Raw genomic sequence first — 24438 nt, forward strand, 5'->3', positions numbered from 1 at the left:
CTTATCCCTGTACCGGCTGAGGGGTTGCCGTGATCTGCTCGTGGTGATAACGCCCGGTTTTCAGACTGCTCGGCCCGAGGCGGGCGAATTTGAACATCAGGTACATTTCAGCCACCAGGAACAGGGTATAGAGGCCACAGATCAGAATCATTGAGAACAGCAGATCGCCTGTGGTCAGGGAGGAGTTAGCCACCGCCGTCGGCAGAATTTCACCGATGGCCCAGGGCTGACGGCCATACTCCGCGACAAACCAGCCTGATTCCACCGCAATCCACGGCAGCGGAATCCCAAGCAGTGCCGCTTTCAGCAACCCGCGGTTCTTACCGATGCGATTGCGTATCACGCTCCAGAAGGAAAGCGTGATGATGGCCAGCAGCAGCACGCCGCACAGCACCATGATGCGAAACGCGAAGTAAAGTGGTGCCACACGCGGGATAGAATCCTGCGTCGCCTGCCTGATCTGCGCGTCCGTCGCATCCGCCACGTTGTCGGTATAGCGTTCCAGCAGCAGACCGTAGCCGAGATCCTGTTTGTGACTGTTAAAGGCGTCACGTACTGCCGGATCCTGGCTGCCGCTGCGCAGCTCATTCAGCAGGGTGTAGGCCTTCATGCCGTTGCGGATGCGCACCTCATGCTGTGCCATCAGATCTTTCAGGCCGGTGACGGGCGTATCGGTGGATCGGGTGGCGATCAGGCCCAGCAGCCAGGGGATCTGAATCGCATAGCGGTTCTCCTGAGTCGCCTGATCCGGCAGGCCAAACAGCGTAAATGAAGCCGGTGCCGGCTGGGTCTCCCACTCGGCTTCAATCGCGGCGAGTTTGGTTTTCTGCACGTCACCCATTTCATAGCCGGACTCATCGCCCAGCAGGATCACTGACAGCACCGCCGCCATACCAAAACTGGCGGCAATGGCGAACGAGCGTTTTGCAAAGGCGAGATCACGCCCTTTCAGCATGTACCACGCGCTGATGCCGAGAATAAACATCGCACCGGTGGTATAACCCGCCGCCACGGTGTGCACGAATTTGACCTGAGCGACCGGGTTCAGCACCAGCTGCGAGAAGCTGACCATCTCCATACGCATGGTTTCGAAGTTAAATTCAGAGGCGATCGGGTTCTGCATCCAGCCGTTAGCGACCAGAATCCAGAGCGCCGACATGTTCGATCCCAGCGCCACCAGCCAGGTGACCGCCATGTGCTGCACTTTGCCCAGCCGATCCCAGCCAAAGAAGAACAGGCCGACAAAGGTCGATTCCAGGAAGAACGCCATCAGACCTTCAATGGCGAGCGGCGCACCGAAGATATCGCCGACGTAGTGAGAGTAATAGGACCAGTTAGTGCCGAACTGAAATTCCATCGTCAGTCCGGTGGCCACACCCAGCGCAAAGTTAATACCAAATAACTTGCCCCAGAACTTCGTCATATCTTTATAAATCTGTTTGCCGCTCAGCACATAGACCGTTTCCATAATCGCCAGCAGAAACGCCATTCCCAGCGTTAAAGGGACGAACAGAAAATGGTACATCGCCGTTAAGGCAAACTGTAATCGCGACAGCTCGACGATATCTAACATAAGGACTCCTTGCTCCTCGCTTTCTCTCGATTACACGCGCGAATCGCGAACGTAATCGGGGTCAGGAACGACTGTTTATTGATTCCAGTTTTTTTATTACCCGCAGACCCGGCCTGTAAGCTGCCGGGACAGGTCAGTCACGCATGCAGCAGCTCTGAATTGTCAATCCGCGCTTTCATTAACGCGTGCTTTAACAGGAGAAAAGCGGGTGTCATCCCGGGTTGAGCAGACGTTTGAAAATGTGTGTAAAAGGCTGGATTGATGCAGCGCAATTTACGCCCTTAGCGTTGCGCTTTGCCAGAGAAATAGTTGGATATAAATCGCGATTAATTGATCTGGAATAACGCAATAAGTTTCCAGATATGGTCAGGTAGGATTCTTGTTAATAAGATGTCATTGCTTAAATCAGGAGTGAGAAAATAGATCACGTTTGCCATTATTTATTAACCTGGCAGGCGCCCGGACGACGCTATCATGCAGCCTGTTTCCCTTCCCGCTGACGGCCCTCTCCTCCGGGTTAATCGCAAAAAAAAGCCACCCGAAGGTGGCTGAGTCTCAGATGACGCTGGCTTATTTAGCCGGTAATACTGCTTTCACGGCGTCACCGATGTCCGCCAGACTGCGAACGGTCTTCACGCCTGCCGCTTCCAGCGCCGCAAACTTCTCATCAGCGGTGCCTTTACCACCGGCAATGATGGCGCCCGCATGGCCCATACGTTTGCCTTTAGGCGCCGTCACACCCGCGATGTAACCCACGACAGGCTTGGTCACGTGCTCTTTGATGAAGGCTGCCGCTTCTTCTTCTGCGCTGCCGCCGATCTCGCCGATCATCACGATCGCTTCCGTCTGCGGGTCATCCTGGAACAGTTTGAGGATGTCGATGAAGTTAGAGCCCGGGATCGGGTCGCCGCCGATACCCACACAGGTCGACTGGCCGTAACCGATATCGGTGGTCTGCTTAACCGCTTCATAGGTCAGCGTACCAGAACGTGAGACGATACCCACGCGGCCCGGCTGGTGAATGTGGCCCGGCATGATGCCGATTTTGCATTCGCCTGGGGTGATGACACCCGGGCAGTTTGGACCGATCATCCGCACGCCCGCTTCATCCAGCTTCACCTTCACGGTCAGCATATCCAGCGTCGGAATACCTTCGGTGATGGTGATGATCAGTTTGATGCCCGCTTCAATCGCTTCCAGGATGCCATCTTTGCAGAACGGTGCCGGAACGTAGATCACGGTTGCCGTTGCGCCGGTCGCTTCTACCGCTTCACGCACGGTGTTGAACACCGGCAGGCCGAGGTGAGTCGTGCCGCCTTTGCCTGGCGTGACGCCGCCAACCAGTTGGGTACCGTAGGCCAGCGCCTGTTCAGAATGGAAAGTCCCCTGGCCACCGGTGAAACCCTGGCAAATGACTTTGGTGTTTTTGTCGATCAGAATGGACATTATTTACCCTCCGCGGCAGCAACAACACGCTGTGCGGCGTCTGTCAGGCTGGTTGCTGCAATGATGTTCAGACCGCTGTCCGCCAGTTTCTGGGCGCCCAGCTCGGCGTTGTTACCTTCCAGACGTACCACCACTGGCACGTTCACACCCACTTCAGCGACTGCGCCGATGATGCCGTCGGCAATCAGGTCACAGCGTACGATACCGCCGAAGATGTTAACGAAGACGGCTTTCACCGCATCGTCAGAGAGGATGATTTTGAAGGCTTCGGTTACGCGCTCTTTGGTTGCGCCGCCGCCGACATCAAGGAAGTTTGCTGGCTGGCCGCCGTGGTGCTTAACGATGTCCATGGTGCCCATCGCCAGACCTGCGCCGTTAACCATACAGCCGATGTTGCCTTCCAGCGCAACATAGTTCAGTTCCCACTGTGTCGCGTGCGCTTCACGGGGATCTTCCTGGCTTGGATCGCGCATTTCGCGCAGCTCTGGCTGGCGGAACAGGGCATTGCCATCGGCACCCAGTTTGCCATCCAGGCAGATCAGGTCGCCCTGCTTGGTGATCACCAGCGGGTTGATCTCAACCATCGCCAGATCGCGCTCCAGGAACAGTGTCGCCAGACCCATAAAGATCTTGGTGAACTGGCCGACCAGCTTACCGGTTAGGCCGAGTTTGAATGCCAGCTCGCGGCCCTGGTACGGCTGCGGACCGGTCAGCGGATCCAGCGCCATTTTGTGGATCAGATGCGGGGTCTCTTCCGCTACTTTTTCGATTTCCACGCCGCCTTCGGTTGAGGCCATGAAAATCACACGACGGGTAGCACGATCCACCACCGCACCCAGGTAGAGTTCCTGGTCGATGTCGGTCGCGGCTTCAACCAGAATCTGGTTAACCGGCTGGCCGTTCGCATCTGTCTGATAGGTCACCAGGCGTTTGCCCAGCCAGTTTTCAGCAAAAGCACGGATATCTTCTTTGCTGTTAACCACTTTCACACCGCCCGCTTTACCGCGGCCACCGGCATGAACCTGACATTTAACTACCCACGGGCCTGCGCCAATTTTAGAGGCTGCTTCTTCCGCTTCACGTGGTGTAGTACAGGCGTAACCCGTTGGTGCCGGCATGCCATACCGTGCAAACAGCTGTTTCGCCTGGTATTCGTGTAAGTTCATGATGTTCTATCCATTCAGGTCTGAAAAGAGTAATGAGGTTGGGCGCACGCGAAGGTGCGCCCGGTGAAAATCAGACATCCAGCAGCAGACGTGCTGGATCTTCCAGCATCTCTTTCACTGCAACCAGATAACCCACAGATTCACGGCCATCGATCAGGCGGTGGTCGTAGGAGAGCGCCAGATACATCATTGGCAGCACCACAACCTGACCATTGACCGCCATCGGGCGATCTTTGATAGCGTGCATGCCCAGAATGGCGCTCTGCGGTGGGTTGATGATCGGCGTAGACATGAGTGAACCAAAGACGCCGCCGTTGGTGATGGTAAAGTTACCGCCGGTCAGATCCTCAACCGTCAGCTTACCGTCACGGCCTTTCACGGCCAGCTCTTTAATTTTCTTCTCGATGTCCGCCATGCTCAGCGCATCGACGTCACGCAGCACTGGCGTCACCAGACCGCGCGGCGTGGAGACCGCAATGCTGACGTCGAAGTAGTTGTGGTAAACCACATCTTCGCCATCGATAGAGGCGTTCACTTCCGGATAGCGTTTCAGCGCTTCAACCACCGCTTTCAGGTAGAAGGACATGAAGCCCAGACGCACACCGTGACGCTTCTCAAAAGCCTCACCATACTGCTTGCGCAGATCCATGATGGGCTTCATGTTGATTTCGTTGAAGGTGGTCAGCATCGCAGTGCTGTTTTTCGCTTCCAGCAGACGCTCAGCAACACGCTTACGCAGACGGGTCATCGGCACGCGTTTTTCGCTGCGATTCGCGATCGGCTGCGGCGCGGCAGCGGCTTCAGCGGCCGGTGCGGCAGCTTTGGTATCCTGTGGCTTGCTGGCAAGATGTTTTTCAACATCTTCACGGGTCAGACGTCCGCCCACACCGCTGCCTTTGATCTGCGAGGCATCCAGGTTGTGCTCAGCAATCAGACGGCGGATAGCCGGGCTGAGCGCATCGTTGCTCTCTTCTTCCAGCGACGCGGTCTGACGCTGAGCCGGAGTCGACTCTTTGCTTTCAGACTTCGCGCTGGTCTCTTTACCGGCGCTGTTGCCCTCTTTCAGGCGGCCCAGGATCTGGCGTGAAGTGACGGTGGCGCCCTCTTCTTCCAGCACGGCTTCCAGGATACCGTCAGCCGCCGCAGGCACTTCCAGCACCACTTTGTCGGTTTCGATTTCAACCAGCACTTCATCGCGAGTGACGGCATCGCCTGGTTTTTTGTGCCAGGTTGCCACTGAGGCATCGGCAACCGATTCAGGCAGGTCGGGAACGAGAATATCTACGCTACTCATTATCTTTCCTTTTAATTAATTAACGTTCAGCGCGTCATTAACCAGGTCTTGCTGCTGTTGTTGGTGTACGGACATGTAACCCACGGCCGGTGAGGCGGATGCCGGGCGGCCTGCATAACGTAAGGTCGCGCCAAACGGCACAACTTCACGGAAGTGATGCTGGCTGCAATACCAGGCGCCCTGATTCAGTGGCTCTTCCTGACACCAGACAAAATCCTGCACGTGAGAATACGCTTTTAATGCTTCCTGTACCGCCTGATGCGGGAAAGGATAGAGCTGCTCGATGCGCACGATGGCCACATCGGTCTGCTCGTTTTTACGACGCTGCTCCAGCAGGTCGTAATAGACTTTACCGGAACAGAGCACGACGCGTTTCACGCCCTGCGGATCGAGATCGTCAATTTCACCAATCGCCGGCTGGAAACTGCCGTTTGCCAGTTCATCCAGCGTTGAGATCGCCAGCGGATGACGCAGCAGTGATTTCGGTGACATCACAATCAGCGGACGACGCATACCGCGCAGCGCCTGACGACGCAGCATGTGGTAAACCTGCGCCGGGGTTGAAGGCACGCAGACCTGCATGTTCTGCTCAGCGCAGAGTTGCAGATAACGCTCCAGACGCGCAGAGGAGTGCTCCGGCCCCTGACCTTCATAGCCGTGCGGCAGCAGCATCACCAGACCACACATGCGGCCCCATTTCTGCTCACCGGAGCTGATGAACTGATCGATAACCACCTGTGCGCCGTTGGCGAAGTCACCAAACTGCGCTTCCCAGATGGTCAGGATGCGGGGTTCAGCCGTCGCGTAGCCATATTCAAAGGCCAGCACCGCCTCTTCGGACAGCACGGAGTCCCAGACTTTAAACTGGCCCTGACCACTGTGCACATGGTGCAGCGGGGTGTAGGTAGAGCCGTTCGCCTGGTTATGAATGACAGCGTGACGGTGGAAGAAGGTGCCGCGACCGGTATCTTCGCCCGACAGGCGTACCGGAATGCCTTCATCGACCAGTGTGGCGTAGGCCAGGTTCTCTGCTCCGCCCCAGTCGAAGGCTTTTTCACCTTCGGCCATCAGGCGACGGTCGTTGTAGATCTTGGCGACACGCGACTGAACTTCCACCTCTTCAGGCACCTGGCTGATACGCAGCGCCAGCTCCTTCAGACGTTTCAGCTCAACCTGCGCCGGATAAGGCTCATCCCACTCATGGTTCAGGTAAGGTGACCAGGTAAAGGAGTGCAGGCTCATCGGACGCCATTCCGGCACCACACATTCGCCCGCATCCAGCGCGTCACGGTAAAGATTGACCATCTCGGTCGCATCTTCCTGCGTGGCAACGGCTTCACCTTCCAGCCGGTCAGCGTAGATTTTGCGTGGCGTCGGGTGTTTTTTGATTTTCTGGTACATCAGCGGCTGGGTCGCGCTTGGCTCATCCGCCTCGTTGTGACCATGACGGCGATAGCAGACCAGATCGATAAACACATCACGCTTAAAGGTGTTGCGGTAATCGAGTGCCAGACGGGTAACAAAGGCCACCGCTTCCGGGTCGTCAGCGTTGACGTGGAAGATCGGCGCCAGCACCATTTTGCCGATGTCGGTGCAGTATGGCGTAGAGCGCGCATCTTTCGGGTTAGAGGTGGTAAAGCCCACCTGGTTGTTGATCACGATGCGAACCGTGCCACCCACTTCATAACCGCGCGCCTGAGACATGTTCAGGGTTTCCTGAACCACGCCCTGACCAATGACGGCCGCATCACCGTGAATGGTGATCGGTAAAACTTTATTGCTGGCTGGCTCATCGAGACGATCAAGACGGGCGCGAACCGACCCCATCACCACCGGGCTGACGATCTCCAGATGTGACGGGTTAAACGCCAGCGCCAGATGCACCAGGCCGCCTTCCGTTTCCACGTCAGAAGAGAAGCCCATGTGGTACTTCACGTCACCGGTGCCCAGATGCTCTTTGTGTTTACCGGCGAACTCGTCGAACAGATCCTGCGGCTTTTTACCCAGCACGTTGATCAGCACGTTGAGACGGCCGCGGTGCGCCATACCCAGCACCACTTCACGGGTTCCGCTCTTTCCGGCATGACGGATCATTTCGCGCAGCATCGGAATCAGCGCGTCGCCACCTTCCAGCGAGAAGCGTTTCGCACCCGGGAATTTCGCTCCCAGATATTTCTCCAGCCCTTCTGCGGCGGTCAGCTCTTTCAGGAAACCTTTTTTCTCTTCGTTGCTGAACGCTGCACGGCCCGCCACGGACTCAAGACGCTGCTGGATCCAGCGTTTCTCATCGGTGTTGTTGATGTGCATATATTCCGCACCAATCGAGCCGCAGTAAGTCTGGGTCAGCGCCTCGAAGAGATCGGCCAGCTTCATGGTCTCTTTGCCGATGGCAAAAGAGCCGACGTTAAAGCTTTCCTGAAAATCGGCCTCGGTCAGATCGTGAAAAGCGGGATCAAGATCGGCCACCCGGTCCTGTTTCCACAGGCCAAGCGGATCGAGGTTGGCGTGCTGATGACCGCGAAAACGGAACGCGTTAATCAGCTGCAACACTTTCACTTGCTTGGAGTTGGTTTCCGGATCGGAGAGAGATGAGGTGTAACGAGATGCGTCTTTCGCCAGGCGACGGAAGTACTCACGTGTGGTGGAGTGAAACTGCTCAGGTTTCATTCCGGTGCCCGGTAACTGCTGGAACATCGAGCGCCACACTGCATCGACAGAGTCAGGATCGGTCAGGAAATCCTCATAGAGCTGCTCTATGTAAGACTGATTCGCGCCGGCCAGCCAGGAAGAGTCCAGCCAGGGTTTCATCGCGCTGTTCTGCATTGTGATCCCTTAAGCATTGCTATGCTTTTTTGAGGTTTCATTTGTTGCCGCTTTCGCGGTTTGCCGTAGTGAGTTCAGCGATACGAGCACTCTGCGCAGCGCGCGTGGCCCGTAAGGGAACCTTTGTAAACGTGGTCATCACCGCGCTTACAGAGGCTTCCGTAAAACACCGGGAACCTGAGGTTCCCGGCAAGTACACATCATGCACCGCGCTGCAGCAGCATCGACTTGATATGGCCGATGGCGCGAGTCGGGTTGAGCCCTTTCGGGCATACGCTCACACAGTTCATAATGCTGTGACAGCGGAATACGCTGAAAGCATCATTCAGATTGTCGAGGCGCGACTCGGTTTCGGTGTCGCGGCTGTCAATCAGGAAGCGGTATGCGGCCAGCAGACCGGCTGGACCAATGAACTTCTCCGGATTCCACCAGAATGACGGGCAGGAGGTTGAGCAGCAGGCACAGAGAATACATTCGTACAGGCCATCCAGATGTTCACGCTCATCCGGTGACTGCAGATGTTCACGTGCTGGCGGATTTTCCCCATTATTCAACAGGAAAGGCTTAATTTTCTCATATTGTGCATAAAACTGGCTCATGTCTACTACCAGGTCACGCACGACCGGTAAGCCCGGCAGCGGACGGATAACAATTTTCTGTTTTCCGTTGCCCAGTGCCGATACCGGCGTGATGCAGGCCAGACCGTTTTTACCGTTCATGTTGAGGCCGTCAGAGCCGCAGACACCTTCACGGCAGGAGCGACGGAAGGCCAGGGTCGGATCTTTCTCTTTCAGGCGGATCAGCGCATCCAGCAGCATCATGTCACGACCATCTTCCGATTCCAGCGTGTAATCCTGCATACGCGGTTTGTCGTCGACGTCTGGATTGTAGCGATAAATTGAAAACTCGAGTCTCATCGTCGTCTCCGGAATTAGTAGGTGCGCACTTTCGGCGGGAAGGCCGCGCGCAGTTTCGGCTGCATGTTCACCTCACGGCGCGTCATGCTTTCGGTTTCCGGGACATAAAGACTGTGGCACAGCCAGTTTTCATCATCACGATCCGGGAAGTCGAAGCGACTGTGCGCACCGCGGCTCTCGGTGCGGTAGTTAGCCGCGACCGCCGTGGCAAAGGCCGTCTCCATCAGGTTATCCAGCTCCAGGCACTCAATACGCTGAGTGTTGAAATCGGGTGAGCGGTCATCCAGACGCGCTGACTTCAGGCGCTGGCGAATCTCTTTCAGCTCTTCCAGACCCTGCGCCATCGCATCACCTTCACGGAAGACCGAGAAGTTGTTCTGCATGCAGCGTTGCAGCGCTTTGCGAATCTCAACCGGGTCTTCACCGGTGGTGTTGTTTTCCCAGCGGTTGAAACGCTCCATCGCCACGGCGATTTCATCTTCGGTCGCATCACGCAGGTCGCCCTGCTCCTGGATGCTCTCCAGCAGATGCAGACCCGCCGCGCGGCCAAAGACCACCAGGTCCAGCAGGGAGTTACCACCCAGACGGTTGGCTCCGTGCACCGAAACACAGGCGATTTCGCCGACAGCGAACAGGCCTGGAATCACCACGTCTTCACCCTGCTCGTTCACGCGCAGCGCCTGACCGGTTACTTTGGTCGGAATGCCGCCCATCATGTAGTGGCAGGTCGGGATAACCGGGATAGGCTCTTTGATCGGATCGGCGTGAGCAAAGGTGCGCGACAGCTCCAGGATACCCGGCAGACGCGATTCCAGTACCTCTTTACCCAGATGATCGAGTTTCAGTTTGATGTGCGGGCCCCACGGACCGTCACAGCCGCGACCTTCACGGATTTCAATCATCATCGAGCGCGCAACCACGTCGCGGCCCGCCAGGTCTTTGGCGTTTGGCGCATAACGCTCCATGAAGCGTTCGCCATGTTTGTTCAGCAGGTAGCCACCTTCACCACGGCAGCCTTCCGTAACCAGCACACCTGCACCCGCGATGCCGGTTGGGTGGAACTGCCACATCTCCATATCCTGCACCGGCACGCCTGCGCGCAGCGCCATACCGACACCGTCACCGGTGTTGATGTGGGCGTTGGTGGTGGACTGGTAGATACGGCCTGCACCGCCGGTCGCCAGAATGGTCGCCTTCGCTTTGAAGTAGACGGTTTCGCCGGTTTCGATGCAGATAGCGGTACAACCCACTACCGCGCCATCGGCGTTTTTCACCAGATCCAGCGCGTACCACTCCGAGAAGATGGTGGTTTTGTTTTTCAGGTTCTGCTGATAGAGCGTATGCAGCAGGGCGTGACCGGTACGGTCAGCGGCCGCCGCCGTACGTGCCGCCTGCTCGCCGCCGAAGTTTTTCGACTGACCACCAAACGGACGCTGATAAACGCGGCCATCTTCCAGACGGGAGAATGGCAGGCCCATATGCTCCAGCTCCAGAATCGCTTCCGGGCCGGTTTTGCACATATATTCAATCGCGTCCTGGTCACCGATATAGTCGGAACCTTTGACGGTGTCATACATATGCCATTCCCAGTTATCTTCGTGGGTATTACCCAGCGCAACGGTGATACCGCCCTGCGCAGATACCGTGTGGGAACGGGTCGGGAAAACTTTGGATAACAGGGCACAGCTCTGGCCGCCCTGGGAGATTTGCAGTGCGGCGCGCATTCCTGCGCCACCTGCGCCGATCACCACGGCATCAAATTCTCTGATTGGCAAACTCATTTACACACCCCACACCACAACAAAGCCATAAATCGCATACCACAACAGCGCCACGACAATCACAAACTGCAGCAACAAACGGGTTGGCAGCGATTTAACGTAGTCTGTTAACACCTGCCACATCCCGATCCAGCCGTGGATCAGAATGGAGAAGAGCGTCAGCAGCGTGAACACTTTGGTGAAGGCGGAGGCGAAGAAGCCACGCCACAGGTCATACGTCAGCGTGTCTGTCATCACCACGAAACCGAGGATGTAGACGATGTAGAGCGTAATGAGAATTGCAGTTGCGCGCAGCAGCAGCCAGTCCTGAATGCCGTTGCGACCCAATGCGGATGCATTGCTTACCATACGAGGACTCCCGCCAGAATTGCCAGCACGACAGTGATCACAAAAGTTATATGTGCTGAGCGCTTACCGACCTGCAGCGTTTCAGCCAGATAACCAAAATCCATCAACATATGACGAATCCCGCTCACCGCGTGATAGGCCAGCGCCGTTAAGATGCCCCACATGATGAACTTCGCGAAGAAGCCATCCATAATGGACGCAGCGTGCTGGAAACCTTCAGGAGAGGAGAGAGAGAGACCGAGTAGCCACAGCAGGATGCCAATGGCAACCAGGGTGATTACGCCGGAGACGCGGTGAAGAATGGATGATATTGCAGTAACGGGAAACCGGATCGTCGAGAGATCCAAGTTGACAGGTCTTTGTTTTTTCACGGTTTTGCCCACACAGCTCTTTTTTATTTTGCTTCCTCCGGACCTGAGGCGGAGTCTAATCACAACGCGTGGCAGACTTTAACCGTCACCAAACAAGCAACATCCAGTGTTAATTGACGCGGTAGTAAACGCTGGGTGGCTCCTGGTGTCAGGGTGTTCCGGAGACCTGCCTGGAGTATAGGAGGATCACATTCTGATTACAATTCCCCTACAAACTCTTTGGTATATTTTAGGTAGAACAGTGATCATACTCACGATTTTCACAATTGATACAATTTTAATTATCTGATTTGACAATAGTTCAACAATTCAGTTACAAACTAAGCCTGTAAATTCCTATGATGCACAAAAGTTATGGGGATACACTTTCCCCTAAGCGCAAGTTATGTAACATTGCGATAATGAGCATTAAAAAGCATCAGGTTATTGGTTACCAAGAAGTTATGTCCTGACCGGATCTTTAACAACCGCGATATGCAGCATGTCCATGGCTCACAGGTTCCCGCTGGGAACGCGCCGCTCACTCTGTACCCTGCACCGGCCTGATCGCCGCAGAGTGATACTGTGTTGTTTTGCCAACCGCAACATGAACGCGTTTCAGGTGTCTAAAGATCCTTACCTACATAAGGCGCTATGGAGACGAAAATGACAGATAAAAAAGTAACGCTAACCCTGCAAGATGGAACATCTATTGAACTGGACGTGCTGAAAGGCTCGCTGGGCCAGGATGTGGTGGATGTCCGCTCTCTGGGTGCAAGTGGCCTGTTCACCTTCGATCCCGGTTTCACTTCTACAGCGTCCTGCGAATCGCAAATCACCTTCATTGATGGTGACGAAGGTATCCTGCTGCACCGTGGTTTCCCTATTTCTGAGCTGGCGACCCACTCTAACTATCTGGAAGTGTGCTACATCCTGCTGAATGGCGAAGCGCCGGATCAGAAGCAGTTTGATGAGTTCCGCACCACCGTTACCCGTCATACGATGATTCATGAGCAGATTACCCGTCTGTTCCACGGCTTCCGTCGTGACTCGCATCCGATGGCGGTGATGTGCGGTGTGACCGGCGCACTGGCGGCGTTTTACCATGATTCGCTGGATGTAAACATTGAGCGCCACCGCGAAATCGCAGCATTCCGTCTGCTCTCCAAGATGCCGACCATGGCAGCGATGTGTTACAAATATTCCATCGGCCAGCCATTTGTTTATCCGCGCAACGACCTCTCTTATGCCGGTAACTTCCTGCACATGATGTTCGCTACGCCATGCGAAGAGTACAAAGTTAACCCGGTGCTGGAACGCGCCATGGACCGTATTCTGATTCTGCATGCTGACCATGAGCAGAACGCCTCTACCTCAACAGTGCGTACCGCCGGTTCAAGTGGTGCGAACCCGTTTGCCTGTATCGCCGCCGGGATCGCCTCCCTGTGGGGACCGGCGCACGGCGGTGCAAACGAAGCGACACTGCGTATGCTGGAAGAGATCAGCAGCGTTGAGCACATTCCTGAGTTTGTTAAACGTGCCAAGGATAAGAATGATTCCTTCCGTCTGATGGGCTTTGGTCATCGTGTTTACAAAAACTACGATCCACGCGCGACCGTGATGCGTGATACCTGCCATGAAGTCCTGAATGAGCTGGGTATGAAAGATGACCTGCTGGAAGTGGCGATGGAGCTGGAACACATCGCGCTGAACGACCCGTACTTTATCGAGCGTAAGCTCTATCCTAACGTCGACTTCTACTCCGGTATTATTCTGAAAGCGATGGGGATTCCTTCCTCCATGTTTACGGTGATCTTCGCGATGGCCCGTACCGTTGGCTGGATTGCACACTGGAAAGAGATGCACGACGAAGGCATGAAGATTGCCCGTCCGCGTCAGCTCTACACCGGTTACACTGAGCGTGAATTCAGCTCTAAGCTGGAGAAGTAAGTTCGTGATGGCGGGGAGCGATCCCCGCCTGGCGACGTGATTCTGATCTGGCGCGGCGAGCGGTTATGCCGCGCCTGCATAGCAAACCTTTCCTCTGCGAAGCCCTTCTTTCCCTCTGTAATTCCCTTCACATGCCTGATGAAATGAGGTCTGCACAGTCACTGCTGCTGCGGGACCGAGCCTGCTCAGGGAACAGGGTCAGATCGGAAAGTCGCTCAGGCCATCCATGGCCGCTCGGCCCGCGCCGTCCCTGGCGCGGGACGCTTTCCTCCTCTGACCCTGTTCCCTGCGCTTTTGACCTGTTTGCCGCGGCCGGACTCAACCTGCTTTTGCTTATGAAGGCGCCGCAAAAATCCCTCTCTCTACCTCTGACAGCCCGGACACCAGTAAAAAGGCCGCGATGAGAGCGTGCCCTTCTCTATGGTTGTGCCACAGCGCCGGCACGTCTTGCCCTGCCGGTGAAACACCTCAAACTGAAAGGCCGCTTCCTCATGATATTTCTTCATGGTTCCGCGCATCCGGTAGGCGTGACGCGGTACCGACAGCAGTGCTTCGCTGAAAGCAGTCAGCTGATCGTCGCTCAGCTCCTGAGCCTTATGGTGAGGCAGCAGCTGTGCCAGCCAGAGAATTTCAGCGCGCAGGTAGTTGCCCAGCCCGGCCAGAAACGCCTGATCCAGCAGCAGCCCGCTGAACTGGCGTCGCCGGAAGCGGGGTGAGAGCAACCGCTCCCTGACCTCATCCACCGTCACACCGCTACTCAGCACATCCGGCCCGATACGATTCAGGAACGGGTGGGCCGCCAGCGTATCCGCGTTGAGCAGTTCAATGTCGGAGGCGCTGTAGAGCAGAATCGCTTTGCCCGCCGTCGCCAGCCGCACCCGCAGCTGACGTGTGGTGTTAAGTTCGGTGTCGGGTTTGACGATGCGCCAGACGCCGTAGAGCTGGTTGTGGCTGTAAAGCGTCAGGCCATTGCTGAAGTGCGTCAGCAACGCCTTTCCGCGCGTCTCAATCGCCTGCACCTGCTCGCCAATCAGGGCCGGTTCGTAGGTTTTCAGCTGAGGAAATGCAAACCACGCCTCTGTCAGCGGCTGCCCCACAATCGCGACTTCAAGTTTATCCGCCACACGGCGGATTTCCGGTCCTTCAGGCATTCTTCATCCTCTTAATGGGTGGCTCCGCCCACCTGTTTTATGTCGTCGCCGGTTTCCAGCGTCACCTGCACTGCAATTTCCAGCGCCCTGATAATCGTTGCGACCGCCATGCTCGGCACACCGGGATGCTGCGCCGCCTGCTCGGGCAGATAAGGGATATGGATAAAACCACCCCGCGCCGGGCGCTCCTGCTGCGCCAGCCAGTGCAGCAGGCCATACATCACCCGGTTGCAGGTAAAGGTGCCGGCGGTTTGTGAAACCGACGCGGGAATGCCCGCTTCGCGCACGGCCGCAACGATCGCTTTGATCGGCAGACGGGAAAAGTAGGCTGCCGGGCCGCCCGCGACCACGGGCTCATCCACCGGCTGATGACCGGCGTTGTCCGGGATACGGGCGTCATCCACATTAATGCCGATGCGTTCAACACTGATATCGCTGCGGCCCCCCGCCTGCCCCACGGACAGAATGAGATCCGGTTTAACCTCATCCAGTGCCTGATAGAGCACCGTCAGCACATCGCGGAAGACGACAGGTAACTGGCGGATAACGATGGTGGCGTCACCGATCTGTTTGCCCTCCAGTGCGCGGACCGCTTCCCATGACGGGTTAATCGTTTCACCGCCAAAGGGTTCAAAGGCGGTCATCAGAACAGTTTTCATGCGGCCTCACAAAAACATCAGGAAATAGAGCAGGAAAATGTTAACAATTAACAGTAGCACACCGGTTGGAATCTGAGCCCTGATCACCGCGTTACGGTCCGGCAGTTCCAGCAGCGCGGCCGGGACGATATTGAAGTTGGCCGCCATCGGCGTCATCAGGGTGCCGCAGTAGCCGGAGAACATGCCAATCGCGGCCATCACCGCCGGATTACCGCCGTGCTGCAGCACTAAGATCGGGATGCCGACGCCTGCGGTAATAATCGGAAACGCGGCAAAAGCGTTACCCATGATCATGGTCAACAGCGCCATTCCGACGGCATAAACGGTGACCGCGACAAAGCGGTTATCTACCGCCAGCCAGGTCTCAGTCAGATGCGAAATCGCACCGCCCACGCCCGCGCTGGTAAAGAGCAGTCCCAGGGTGGCGAGAATTTGCGGCAGAATAAAGGCCCAGCCAACCGAATCCAGCAGGCGGCGGGTCTCCTGCATCGACTGCACCGGTTTTTCATGAGTCAGTTTTAACGCCACCAGCCAGCCGATCAGACAGCCCACCATCATGGAGAAGAGCGTCACCAGCGTGGCGTGGTTGCCGGGTCCGAAAACCGCATCCTGCAGACCGGGAATATGGTTAAACGCCAGCACACCGATCACGGTCACGACCGGGATCGCCAGCGCGGGCAGAAACAGTTTATTGCCCAGACGCCCTGCGCTGGCCTGCTTCTCTTCATCACTGCGCTGATGATAACGACCCAGCCGGACACCCCCGAAACCGGCGATCAATGCCATCACGACCACAATGACACCGATGGTGATGTGCAGCATTCGGGTGCCCGCAGCATCCGAGCCCATCAGGCTGCTCATCATCTGCGTCGTCCAGTCCCCCACCAGAAATACCAGGCCATACAACGCCCAGAAGAGTCCGGTGGTAAAACGGCGCGGATTTGCGCTGTCGCGCCAGGAAAGAATCGCGACCACCAGCAGGATAACGCCCGCCAGCCACATCAGATATTGTTGCTGGAACATTATTCACCTCCCCGGGCTTTCAGCGCCTGGTTGTTCAGCTGCTGCAGTTCCCGCGCCAGCTGACGATCCAGACGCATCAGACGCGCCGAGTGGATCAGAAAGGCGGCGAGCGCGGTCGGAATGCCCCATAACGCAATGTGCAGCGGTTCGGTCTGAATCCCGGCCGACTCCTGCATAAAGTTATGCATAAAGATAATCGCGCCAAATGCCACGAAGATATCCTCACCAAAGAAGAGGCCGACATTATCGGTGGCCGCAGACATGGCGCGCAGCCGGTAGCGCAGTTCAGGTGTGATCTCACCATAGCGGTTTTCCGTTGCCCCCTCTGCCATCGGGGCCAGCAACGGACGTACCATCTGCGGATGGCCACCCAGGCTGGTTAATCCCAGCGCGGCGGTGATTTCACGGACAAACAGATAGACGATCAGCAGACGTCCGGCGGTGGCCGTTTTTATCTGTGCGATCCATGCCTGTGCCCGCTCCTTCAACCCGTGACGCTCCAGCAGGCCAATGACCGCCAGCGGCAGCAGCAGAATCAGCGGCAGGTTACGGGTGTTCAGAAAACCGGCGCCGAGCTTTTCCAGAATATCCGCCAGCGGCATCATCGCCGCCAGACCGGTGACGAATCCGGCGACGATCACGACCAGCACCGGATTGAAACGTAACACGAAGCCGATAACGATGGCGGCAATGCCCAGTAACGGCCAGAGATTGACTGCACTTTCCATGGTTTTCCCTCAGAGTTGAAAAACCCGGCATAAGCCGGGCTAAATGTTATTCAGGCGCTGGTAACCGCAATCTGCTGAGCGGCGAAGGCATCACGCAACCGCCGGGCAAACTGCAGCGCGTGTGCGCCGTCGCCATGTAAGCAGACGGTCTGCGCATTCACCGCGACCCATTCACCACTGATACTTCTGACTTTGCCCTGCCGGACCATCGTCAGCGTCTGATCAATGGCCTGCTGTTCATCCTCAATCAGTGCGCCCGGTTCGCTGCGCGGCACCAGTGCCCCGCTGCTCAGGTAACCCCGGTCAGCAAAAACCTCTTCCCGGGTGCGTAAGCCGTAGTGCGCCGCGGCGCGGATCGATTCGCTGCCAGCCAGCCCTGTCACGATCAGCTGGCTGTCAACCGCCCTGATGGCGCGGGCGATGGTGTCAGCCAGCACCGGATCGGCTGCGGCCTGGTTGTAGAGCATGCCGTGCGGTTTGACATGGACCAGCCGCGCCCCTTCGCTTTCCGCCAGACTTTTCAGCGCGCCAATCTGGTAGATCATCTGGGCGTAAAGCGTCTCCGGCGGCAGCTGCATGGCGCGGCGGCCAAAGTTTTCCCGGTCAGGAAACGAGGGATGCGCGCCGATGGCCACGCCCGATGCCTGCGCCCAGCGCACCGACTGCAGCATGGTCTGCGCGTCACCGGCATGAAAGCCACAGGCGATGTTGGCAGAAGTGACCAGTTGCAGCAGTGCCTCATCGCTGGCGCAGCCCTCGCCGAGATCGGCATTTAAATCAATCTTCATTAAGCCCCCACATCATCTGATCCAGTGCGCGTTGCTGATGCTGGCGCGCCAGCATCGCCTCCGGCAGGGTGCAGTGAATAAAGTGAACAGGTTCACCCAGACGGATTTGCGCCAGGTGATAGAGATCGGCTTCGATAACCGAGGCGATGCGTGGATAGCCACCGGTGGTCTGGGCATCCGCCATCAGCACGATGGGCTGTCCGCTGGGTGGCACCTGAATCACGCCCGGCATGACGCCGTGTGACAGCAGTTCACGCGGATTTTCACGACTGAGTTGCCGCCCCTCCAGCCGGTAGCCCATCCGGTTACTTTGCGGGCTGAGTTTCCAGGCGGTGCGCCAGAATGCCTGCTGCGCGTCGCGGCTGAATTCGTGGTACTCCGGGCCGGGCAGCGCACGAATCCGGTTGCCCCACAGCAGTTGCCGCACCCCGGCTTTGCGGTCGAACGTCCGGGTCGGTTTGCCCAGCGGCAGGCGATCGCCATCCTGTAAGATTCGCCCTTTGAAGCCGCCAAAACCCGCTTTGAGATCGGTGCTGAGCGAGCCGAGCATCTCCGGCAGATCAAAACCGCCCTGCACCGCCAGATAGCTGCGCATGCCGCGCTTCGGCATTGCCAGCGAGAGCACCTGCCCTTTTTTTACTGCGGTGCGCCAGCCTGTCCAGACCGGCTGACCATCCAGCTCCGCCTGACAGCCCGCCCCCGTCAGCGCAAACCAGCCATTACGGGTAAACTCCGCTTTAAACTGGCCCAGCACGATCTCCAGCACCGCGCTGTGGGGCGCATTGCCCACCAGCACGTTGGCGGTAAACATAGCGGGATAGTCGAGCACGCCGCCGGGGCTGATGCCATACTGCCGCCAGCCAGCGCGACCGGCATCCTGAATGGTGGTGGCCAGTCCGGCTCGCAGAATGTTTAACATACGCCCTCCTGTTGCGGCACAAAGCGCACGCGGTCGCCGGGACGCAGCAACACAGGCGGTTGCTGGCGCGGATCGAACAGCGCGGTGGAGGTATGTCCGATCAGCTGCCAGCCACCGGGCGAGGCCAGCGGATAGATGCCGGTCTGGCTGCCACCGATGCCGACCGATCCGGCGGGCACCGCGACTCTGGGTTCAGCACGGCGAGGCGTGTGCAGACGGGAATCGAGTCCGCCGAGATAGGGGAAACCGGGCTGGAAGCCGATAAAAAACACCACATATTCGCTGCTGCTGTGCAGCTCAACCACCTGACGGGGCGTCAGTCCGGCATGTTCCGCCACTACGGTCAGATCGGGGCCAGTGGAGCCGCCATAGATCACCGGGATCAACACCTCCCGCGACGCGGGAAATTCCGCCTCACTCTCCTCCCACCAGCGCTGAAGACGCTCTATCGCATCCAGCGCATTCTGCTGGGGATCGCGCAGGATCAGGGTGATGTTGTTCATGCCGGGGATCACTTCCTGCACGCTCTCGTGATCGCGCAGCCGCTGATTGAGTCCCCAGATGCGTTGCTGGCTCTCCAGTGAAACCGGCGGTTCCAGCTCCAGCACGACAGCGCGTTCCCCTGATAAATAACACCGTGCTCGTTGCAACCGCTACCTCCCGCTCAGTTGAGATCGCGCCTGGCCGTCCCGCCAAAAGCAGCGGTTCGGCCAGTGCCTTATCTACATAAAGCAAACAGTTATGCGAAAGTGACAGGAAGATGTCAATCAATAAGCTCCGCTGCAGGCACGCAGCAGCGTGGGTTCTCATCGAAGAATAAGGACCTGCGCAGGCGCGCAGCAGCAGGAATAGCGTCAGGAAATAAGGCCCTGCGCAGGTGCGCAGGACCGGGAAGGACATCAGGCAGGGTTAGGAATATCGATGAAGGTTACGTCGAGATTGTGCTGCTGCGCCAGCCACTCGCCCAGCGCTTTTGCGCCGCCCCGCTCGGTAGCATGGTGCCCTGCGGCAAAGAAGTGCAGCCCCTGCTCACGCGCACTGTGGATGGTCTGTTCAGAAACTTCACCGGTAATGTAAGCATCGACGCCTGCGGCCGCAGCCTGGTCGATAAAGCCCTGCCCGCCTCCGCTGCACCAGGCAATACGGCGAATCAGGGCCGGCGCGTTGTCACCGCAATGCAGCGGCTGGCGTCCCAGCCGCTCCCCGATTCGGCTGGCCAGCTGTTCGCCGGAGAGCGGCTCTGCCAGTTCCCCATGGAAAACGAGCGGCATCACTTCACCCCGGATTTCAATATCCAGCAGTTTTGCCAGCTGCGCGTTGTTGCCCAGTTCCGGGTGCGCATCAAGCGGCAGGTGCCAGCCGTAGAGATTGATATCATTCGCCAGCAGGGTCCGCAGACGGCGGCGCTTCATCCCTTTAATCGCGGCCGGTTCGCTTTTCCAGAAATAACCGTGATGGACGATTATCGCATCGGCCTCGCGGGCGACCGCCTCATCCAGCAATGCCTGACAGGCAGTGACACCGGTGATAACCCGCTTAACCTCACTGCGTCCCTCAACCTGTAAACCGTTGGGGGCATAATCGCTGAAGGTATGGCTGTTGAGATGCTGATTAATCAGCGCCTCCAGTTCGTAATGATTCATTCAGGCTCCTGCGAGGCCTCAGGCGGCGCTTTTGGCGCGCTCAAAGGCGTCTAATGTCTTTTTACGTGCGGCCTTATGATCCACGATTGGTGCCGGATAATCGAGTTTCTTATGATGCTTCTCCGCCCAGCGGTGCGGCTGATGAATATCGCTGTCGGGGACATCGGCCAGTTCCGGCAGATAGTGGCGGATAAAATCGCCCTGCGGATCGAAGCGCTCGCCCTGGGTCGTCGGGTTAAAGATGCGGAAATAGGGCGCGGCGTCCGTCCCGGTTGACGCGGCCCACTGCCAGCCACCATTGTTCGCCGCCAGATCGCCATCAATCAGCTGCTGCATAAAATAGCGCTCCCCTTCGCGCCAGTCGATCAGCAGATCTTTCACCAGAAAGCTGGCGGTGATCATGCGTAACCGGTTATGCATCCAGCCCATCTCCTTCATCTGCCGCATCGCAGCGTCAACGATCGGAAAGCCCGTTTTCCCCGCTTTCCAGGCGTCGAAATGGGCCTCATTGCTCTGCCATTCCACCCGGTGCGTCCAGTCAACAAAGGGCTTATGGCGGCACAGGGAGGGATAGGCGACCAGCAGATGCCGGTAAAATTCACGCCAGATGAGTTCATTCAGCCAGGTAAATGCGCGGCTGTTGTCCAGCACATCGGGATGTTCATGCAGGACACGATGCAGACACTGGCGTGGCGACAGCACGCCTGTTGCCAGATAAACCGACAGACGGCTGGTCGCATCCAGCGCAGGCAGATCGCGTTTGTCGGGATAGTCCAGCACCGGCTGTTTGGCGAAGTGGCGCAGACGCTTCAGCGCCGCGGTTTCGCCTGGCGGAAAAAGATCCCGGTCAAACTCACCTTTGGGGTAGTCAAATGCAGGAATCGCCTGAGTCTTCAGCGGTGCGCCTTCACGCGCTTTTGGCGCAGGGACGCACTCCGGCAATCCCTGCTGGAGACGTCGGACAAAGGCTTTGCTGAAGGGCGTGAACACCTTGTACATGGAGCGGTCGCCGCTCTGTACGCTACCGGGTGCCAGCAGCAGGCTGTCATCAAATCCCTGACAGATAACCCCCGCCTTGTCGAGACGCTTTTCAGCTTCTGCATCACGCTGACGCTCATTGACCTCATACTGATAGTTATAGAAAAGCTGGTCGACCTTCTGCTTTTCACAAAACTCCGCCAGAGCATCAATGCTGTCGCTGAAGGTGTTACACGCCTGGTAGTGCAGTCTGATGCCCCGCTCTGCCAGCGCATCCTGCACTTCCAGCAGGCTGGCGTGGATAAAAGCAGCCTGTTTAGGTGACATCTCATGCTGTTGCCACTGTTCCGGCGTCGCCAGGAAGAGCGCAATGACGTTCGCCTTGCTGTCGCGACAGGCGGCGTGCAGCGCCAGATTATCGTTGATGCGTAAGTCGTTACGCAGCCAGACCAGATGGGTGGTCATACGCCTCCTGAATTACTGTCCGTAGCGTAAGCACAAGGCTTCGGGATAAGGGTCAAAATAACGTTGCTGAGCCAGCCACGGATGCGGGAACTCCGCCATGTAGTGCTTGAGGATGGTGATCGGCACCAGCAGCGGCTGCGTCCCCTGGCGATAGCGATCGATCAGCGTGGCCAGCTCCTGACGCTGTGGCGAGCTGAGCTGACGGCGGAAATAGCCCTGCACGTGCATCAGGACATTGGTGTGATTGCGGCGTGACGCGGGACGAGACATCAGCGCCATCATGCGGTTGCGGTATTCAAACGCAAAGGCGTCCAGCGAATCCCACTGACTCATGGAAGCGACAAAAGGTCCCAGCTCGCGATATTTCTCCTGCGAGTGTGCCAGCATCATCAGCTTGTAGCGGCTGTGGAAGGCGATCAGCCCGTGGCGGGTCAGTCCCTGTTGCCACATCTGATTAAACTCATGCAGCGCGCAGATGCGGCCGATAAAGTTTTCACGCAGCGCCGGATCGTGCAGGCGACCATCTTCTTCCAGCGGCAGCCAGGGCATTTCGCGCTGCAGAAATTCAGCGAAGATGCCGGTGCCAACTTTGCGGTTGTTGTTGGTGTCAGGTTCATAGACCCGCACACGCTCCATGCCACAGCTGGGGGATTTGGCGCACAGGATGTAGCCCGAAAGATGATGCAGCGATTTTACCCGCTCTGCTGACCAGTCACGCATCTGGCGGGTGACTTCTTCTCCGCCATCTTTGCTGAAGCAGAGGTGCAAGTCATCATCATCGCCCTGCTTCACCAGCCGTAATGCCGGACGCGGTGTAGGCAAACCGATTGCCATTTCAGGACAGATCGGCTCAAAACGGACAAAGGGCGTAAGATCCTGGGTCGCAAAAGTAAGACGCTTATGGCCACCATCAAACCTGACGCTATCGCCGAGCAGGCATGCACTGATTCCAACGGGGATTTTATTGCTCATACTTGTACAACCTCTGAAATCTTGTAGAGGTTTAAGTGTAGCGTAAAATGGTCAGGAAGACAGCGTTAAAGCAACAGGTTGCTCTCTTTATTGTAGAAAAAAAGTAAAAAAAAGCCCGGTCTGCTGACCGGGCCTGTTTGCTGACAGGAGGCTTTACCAGAAGACACCGCCTGCCGCTTCTGACTGGGCAAGCCAGACCGGTTTGGCGCTGGTTTTACACCAGATGCGGTGCAGATAGCTGTAGAAACGGGCGCGATCCTGGCGAAAAAGCATGACAGGAAGCGCCATAACGCCGAGAAGAACCACCAGCGTGCGGCGTGCAATAATTTTGTAGCGTGGATAAGCCTGATACATGGTTTTTCCTCCCGGCGAGCGAAACGGTGCGAATGTGATCTGTGTCTGACTTTACGCCAGATTGTGTAATTTTACTACTCGTCTGACCACTTAATTACCGCTATTTTTGTTGTTTAAGAATCAGCCTGTAATTAAGTTACATATAAGTTACTTGCTGGTTACTAAAGAGTTGGAAGCAACTGACAGATGAAGCCGCCGGACGGCAGCCAGAAATATTGATAAAGTAGCGCTCCGGCACCCCGTTAAGGCAGGTATTGCGTGACCACGGTTTTGATCGTTGAAGATGAAAAAGAGATCCGTCGCTTTGTCCGGCTCGCACTGGAGAGTGAAGCCCTTAAAGTTTTTGATGCAGATACGCTGCAGCGCGGACTGATTGAGGCGGCGACCCGAAAACCCGATCTGGTTATCCTGGATCTGGGCCTGCCGGATGGGGATGGCACCGATTTTATCCGCGATCTGCGCCAGTGGAGCGCCATGCCGGTGATTGTGTTATCTGCGCGCAGTGATGAGCAGGATAAGATCGCGGCACTGGATGCCGGTGCGGATGACTATCTGACCAAACCCTTTGGCATCGGCGAACTGATGGCGCGCGTGCGGGTTGCGCTGCGCCGTCATAGCAGTCAGCAGCCCGACGCCCGGGTTCATTTTGCCGATGTCAGTGTCGATTTTGCCGCACGACGCGTGCAGCGCGGCGACAGTGAGGTTCACCTCACTCCTATTGAATTTCGCCTGCTGAGTATTCTGCTGAACAATGCCGGGAAGGTGCTGACACAGCGGCAACTGCTGAGCCAGGTCTGGGGACCGAATGCGGTGGAGCACAGCCACTATCTGCGTATCTATATGGGACATCTGCGTCAGAAGCTGGAGGCCAATCCGACACAGCCTGCGCATCTGCTGACAGAAACCGGCATCGGCTACCGTTTTATGCCATGAAAAAAGGCGCCAGAGGCGCCTTCTGATACTGACAGAATCGGGCAGGTATCGCAGTAAGACGGAGCCTGCTCAGGGAACAGGGTCAGATCGGAAAGACGCAAAACCGTCATCCCTGACTGCTCGGCCCGCGCCATCCCTGGCGCGGGACGCTTTCCTCTTCTGACCCTGTCCCCTGCG

22 protein-coding genes are annotated in these 24438 nt (G+C 57.1%); 2 read left to right on the forward strand and 20 right to left on the reverse strand.

The features are described from left to right. Nucleotide 1: 1 nt before the first annotated feature. The 9 genes from cydA to sdhC all read right to left on the reverse strand — a co-directional run bounded on the left by cydA (nt 2) and on the right by sdhC (nt 11731). Entirely contained in the window at nt 2–1573 is a 1572-nt protein-coding gene (gene cydA, locus S7A_RS13580; protein WP_009091405.1) for a cytochrome ubiquinol oxidase subunit I, read from the reverse strand. Nucleotides 1574–2143: 570 nt separating this feature from the next. Beyond that, entirely contained in the window at nt 2144–3019 is an 876-nt protein-coding gene (gene sucD / locus S7A_RS13585; protein WP_009091407.1) for a succinate--CoA ligase subunit alpha, read from the reverse strand. Next, on the reverse strand, nt 3019–4185 hold the full coding sequence (gene sucC, locus S7A_RS13590) for an ADP-forming succinate--CoA ligase subunit beta (RefSeq protein WP_009091408.1): 1167 nt from the start codon (nt 4183–4185) through the stop codon (nt 3019–3021). The genes sucD and sucC overlap by 1 nt, the downstream gene beginning before the upstream one ends. A 70-nt stretch (nt 4186–4255) precedes the next feature. Next, entirely contained in the window at nt 4256–5479 is a 1224-nt protein-coding gene (odhB, locus tag S7A_RS13595; protein WP_009091410.1) for a 2-oxoglutarate dehydrogenase complex dihydrolipoyllysine-residue succinyltransferase, read from the reverse strand. A 15-nt stretch (nt 5480–5494) separates the two neighbouring features. Beyond that, nucleotides 5495–8302, reverse strand: coding sequence for a 2-oxoglutarate dehydrogenase E1 component (gene sucA / locus S7A_RS13600; protein WP_009091412.1), 2808 nt, complete (start codon nt 8300–8302; stop codon nt 5495–5497). 200 nt (nt 8303–8502) lie between these two features. After that, a complete protein-coding gene (locus S7A_RS13605; RefSeq protein WP_009091413.1) occupies nt 8503–9219 on the reverse strand; it encodes a succinate dehydrogenase iron-sulfur subunit in 717 nt (238 codons plus the stop codon). A gap of 14 nt (nt 9220–9233) precedes the next feature. Then, complete coding sequence (sdhA, locus tag S7A_RS13610; RefSeq protein WP_009091415.1) at nt 9234–11000, reverse strand: succinate dehydrogenase flavoprotein subunit; 1767 nt, start codon at nt 10998–11000, stop codon at nt 9234–9236. Beyond that, nucleotides 11001–11348, reverse strand: a complete 348-nt coding sequence (gene sdhD, locus S7A_RS13615; RefSeq protein ID WP_009091417.1) for a succinate dehydrogenase membrane anchor subunit — start codon at nt 11346–11348, stop codon at nt 11001–11003. After that, complete coding sequence (gene sdhC, locus S7A_RS13620; protein WP_009091418.1) at nt 11342–11731, reverse strand: succinate dehydrogenase cytochrome b556 subunit; 390 nt, start codon at nt 11729–11731, stop codon at nt 11342–11344. The genes sdhD and sdhC overlap by 7 nt, the downstream gene beginning before the upstream one ends. Nucleotides 11732–12364: 633 nt before the next feature. Here sdhC and S7A_RS13625 point away from each other — a divergent pair. Beyond that, nucleotides 12365–13648, forward strand: coding sequence for a citrate synthase (locus S7A_RS13625; RefSeq protein WP_009091420.1), 1284 nt, complete (start codon nt 12365–12367; stop codon nt 13646–13648). 362 nt (nt 13649–14010) lie between these two features. Here S7A_RS13625 and nei read toward each other — a convergent pair whose 3' ends face one another. From nei to S7A_RS13680, 11 genes are all read right to left on the reverse strand, one after another. Next, nucleotides 14011–14799, reverse strand: a complete 789-nt coding sequence (gene nei / locus S7A_RS13630; RefSeq protein ID WP_009091422.1) for an endonuclease VIII — start codon at nt 14797–14799, stop codon at nt 14011–14013. Between the two features lie 11 nt (nt 14800–14810). Beyond that, entirely contained in the window at nt 14811–15458 is a 648-nt protein-coding gene (pcp, locus tag S7A_RS13635) for a pyroglutamyl-peptidase I (protein WP_009091423.1), read from the reverse strand. Nucleotides 15459–15464: 6 nt separating this feature from the next. Next, the gene (locus S7A_RS13640; RefSeq protein WP_141629823.1) at nt 15465–16484 is read right to left on the reverse strand and encodes a DUF979 domain-containing protein; all 1020 of its coding nucleotides are present in this window, start codon (nt 16482–16484) and stop codon (nt 15465–15467) included. Then, the gene (locus tag S7A_RS13645) at nt 16481–17209 is read right to left on the reverse strand and encodes a DUF969 domain-containing protein (RefSeq protein WP_009091426.1); all 729 of its coding nucleotides are present in this window, start codon (nt 17207–17209) and stop codon (nt 16481–16483) included. Before S7A_RS13645 ends, S7A_RS13640 begins: the two co-directional genes overlap by 4 nt. A 50-nt stretch (nt 17210–17259) precedes the next feature. Continuing rightward, nucleotides 17260–17997: a 5-oxoprolinase subunit PxpA gene (gene pxpA / locus S7A_RS13650; protein WP_009091428.1), complete on the reverse strand. Its 738-nt coding sequence runs from the start codon at nt 17995–17997 to the stop codon at nt 17260–17262. Beyond that, nucleotides 17987–18916 (reverse strand): 5-oxoprolinase subunit PxpC, encoded by a 930-nt coding sequence (pxpC, locus tag S7A_RS13655; protein WP_009091430.1) that lies wholly within the window; start codon nt 18914–18916, stop codon nt 17987–17989. The genes pxpA and pxpC overlap by 11 nt, the downstream gene beginning before the upstream one ends. Beyond that, entirely contained in the window at nt 18910–19566 is a 657-nt protein-coding gene (gene pxpB / locus S7A_RS13660; protein WP_009091432.1) for a 5-oxoprolinase subunit PxpB, read from the reverse strand. The genes pxpC and pxpB overlap by 7 nt, the downstream gene beginning before the upstream one ends. A 249-nt stretch (nt 19567–19815) precedes the next feature. Continuing rightward, a complete protein-coding gene (locus tag S7A_RS13665) occupies nt 19816–20559 on the reverse strand; it encodes a type 2 GTP cyclohydrolase I (RefSeq protein ID WP_009091433.1) in 744 nt (247 codons plus the stop codon). Nucleotides 20560–20577: 18 nt separating this feature from the next. Then, complete coding sequence (gene phrB / locus S7A_RS13670) at nt 20578–22002, reverse strand: deoxyribodipyrimidine photo-lyase (protein ID WP_009091435.1); 1425 nt, start codon at nt 22000–22002, stop codon at nt 20578–20580. A 12-nt stretch (nt 22003–22014) separates the two neighbouring features. Next, nucleotides 22015–22974, reverse strand: coding sequence for a 2-thiouracil desulfurase family protein (locus tag S7A_RS13675; RefSeq protein WP_009091437.1), 960 nt, complete (start codon nt 22972–22974; stop codon nt 22015–22017). Between the two features lie 153 nt (nt 22975–23127). Then, entirely contained in the window at nt 23128–23328 is a 201-nt protein-coding gene (locus tag S7A_RS13680) for a YbfA family protein (protein WP_009091439.1), read from the reverse strand. A 258-nt stretch (nt 23329–23586) separates the two neighbouring features. Between S7A_RS13680 and kdpE the strand changes: the two genes are divergently transcribed. Further along, nucleotides 23587–24261 (forward strand): two-component system response regulator KdpE, encoded by a 675-nt coding sequence (kdpE, locus tag S7A_RS13685; RefSeq protein WP_009091441.1) that lies wholly within the window; start codon nt 23587–23589, stop codon nt 24259–24261. The last annotated feature ends 177 nt before the right edge of the window (nt 24262–24438 follow it).

It is taken from the genome of Pantoea sp. Sc1, assembly GCF_000255315.1.
In the GTDB taxonomy this organism is placed as follows: Bacteria; Pseudomonadota; Gammaproteobacteria; order Enterobacterales; family Enterobacteriaceae; genus Pantoea; species Pantoea anthophila.

Bases quoted from the DNA above. Each gene is read 5' to 3' on its own strand.
- cydA (WP_009091405.1), bottom strand. From the start codon at position 1,573: ATGTTAGATATCGTCGAGCTGTCGCGATTACAGTTTGCCTTAACGGCG.
- sucD (WP_009091407.1), bottom strand. From the start codon at position 3,019: ATGTCCATTCTGATCGACAAAAACACCAAAGTCATTTGCCAGGGTTTC.
- sucC (WP_009091408.1), bottom strand. From the start codon at position 4,185: ATGAACTTACACGAATACCAGGCGAAACAGCTGTTTGCACGGTATGGC.
- odhB (WP_009091410.1), bottom strand. From the start codon at position 5,479: ATGAGTAGCGTAGATATTCTCGTTCCCGACCTGCCTGAATCGGTTGCC.
- sucA (WP_009091412.1), bottom strand. From the start codon at position 8,302: ATGCAGAACAGCGCGATGAAACCCTGGCTGGACTCTTCCTGGCTGGCC.
- S7A_RS13605 (WP_009091413.1), bottom strand. From the start codon at position 9,219: ATGAGACTCGAGTTTTCAATTTATCGCTACAATCCAGACGTCGACGAC.
- sdhA (WP_009091415.1), bottom strand. From the start codon at position 11,000: ATGAGTTTGCCAATCAGAGAATTTGATGCCGTGGTGATCGGCGCAGGT.
- sdhD (WP_009091417.1), bottom strand. From the start codon at position 11,348: ATGGTAAGCAATGCATCCGCATTGGGTCGCAACGGCATTCAGGACTGG.
- S7A_RS13625 (WP_009091420.1), top strand. From the start codon at position 12,365: ATGACAGATAAAAAAGTAACGCTAACCCTGCAAGATGGAACATCTATT.
- nei (WP_009091422.1), bottom strand. From the start codon at position 14,799: ATGCCTGAAGGACCGGAAATCCGCCGTGTGGCGGATAAACTTGAAGTC.
- pcp (WP_009091423.1), bottom strand. From the start codon at position 15,458: ATGAAAACTGTTCTGATGACCGCCTTTGAACCCTTTGGCGGTGAAACG.
- S7A_RS13645 (WP_009091426.1), bottom strand. From the start codon at position 17,209: ATGGAAAGTGCAGTCAATCTCTGGCCGTTACTGGGCATTGCCGCCATC.
- pxpA (WP_009091428.1), bottom strand. From the start codon at position 17,997: ATGAAGATTGATTTAAATGCCGATCTCGGCGAGGGCTGCGCCAGCGAT.
- pxpC (WP_009091430.1), bottom strand. From the start codon at position 18,916: ATGTTAAACATTCTGCGAGCCGGACTGGCCACCACCATTCAGGATGCC.
- S7A_RS13665 (WP_009091433.1), bottom strand. From the start codon at position 20,559: ATGAATCATTACGAACTGGAGGCGCTGATTAATCAGCATCTCAACAGC.
- phrB (WP_009091435.1), bottom strand. From the start codon at position 22,002: ATGACCACCCATCTGGTCTGGCTGCGTAACGACTTACGCATCAACGAT.
- S7A_RS13675 (WP_009091437.1), bottom strand. From the start codon at position 22,974: ATGAGCAATAAAATCCCCGTTGGAATCAGTGCATGCCTGCTCGGCGAT.
- S7A_RS13680 (WP_009091439.1), bottom strand. From the start codon at position 23,328: ATGTATCAGGCTTATCCACGCTACAAAATTATTGCACGCCGCACGCTG.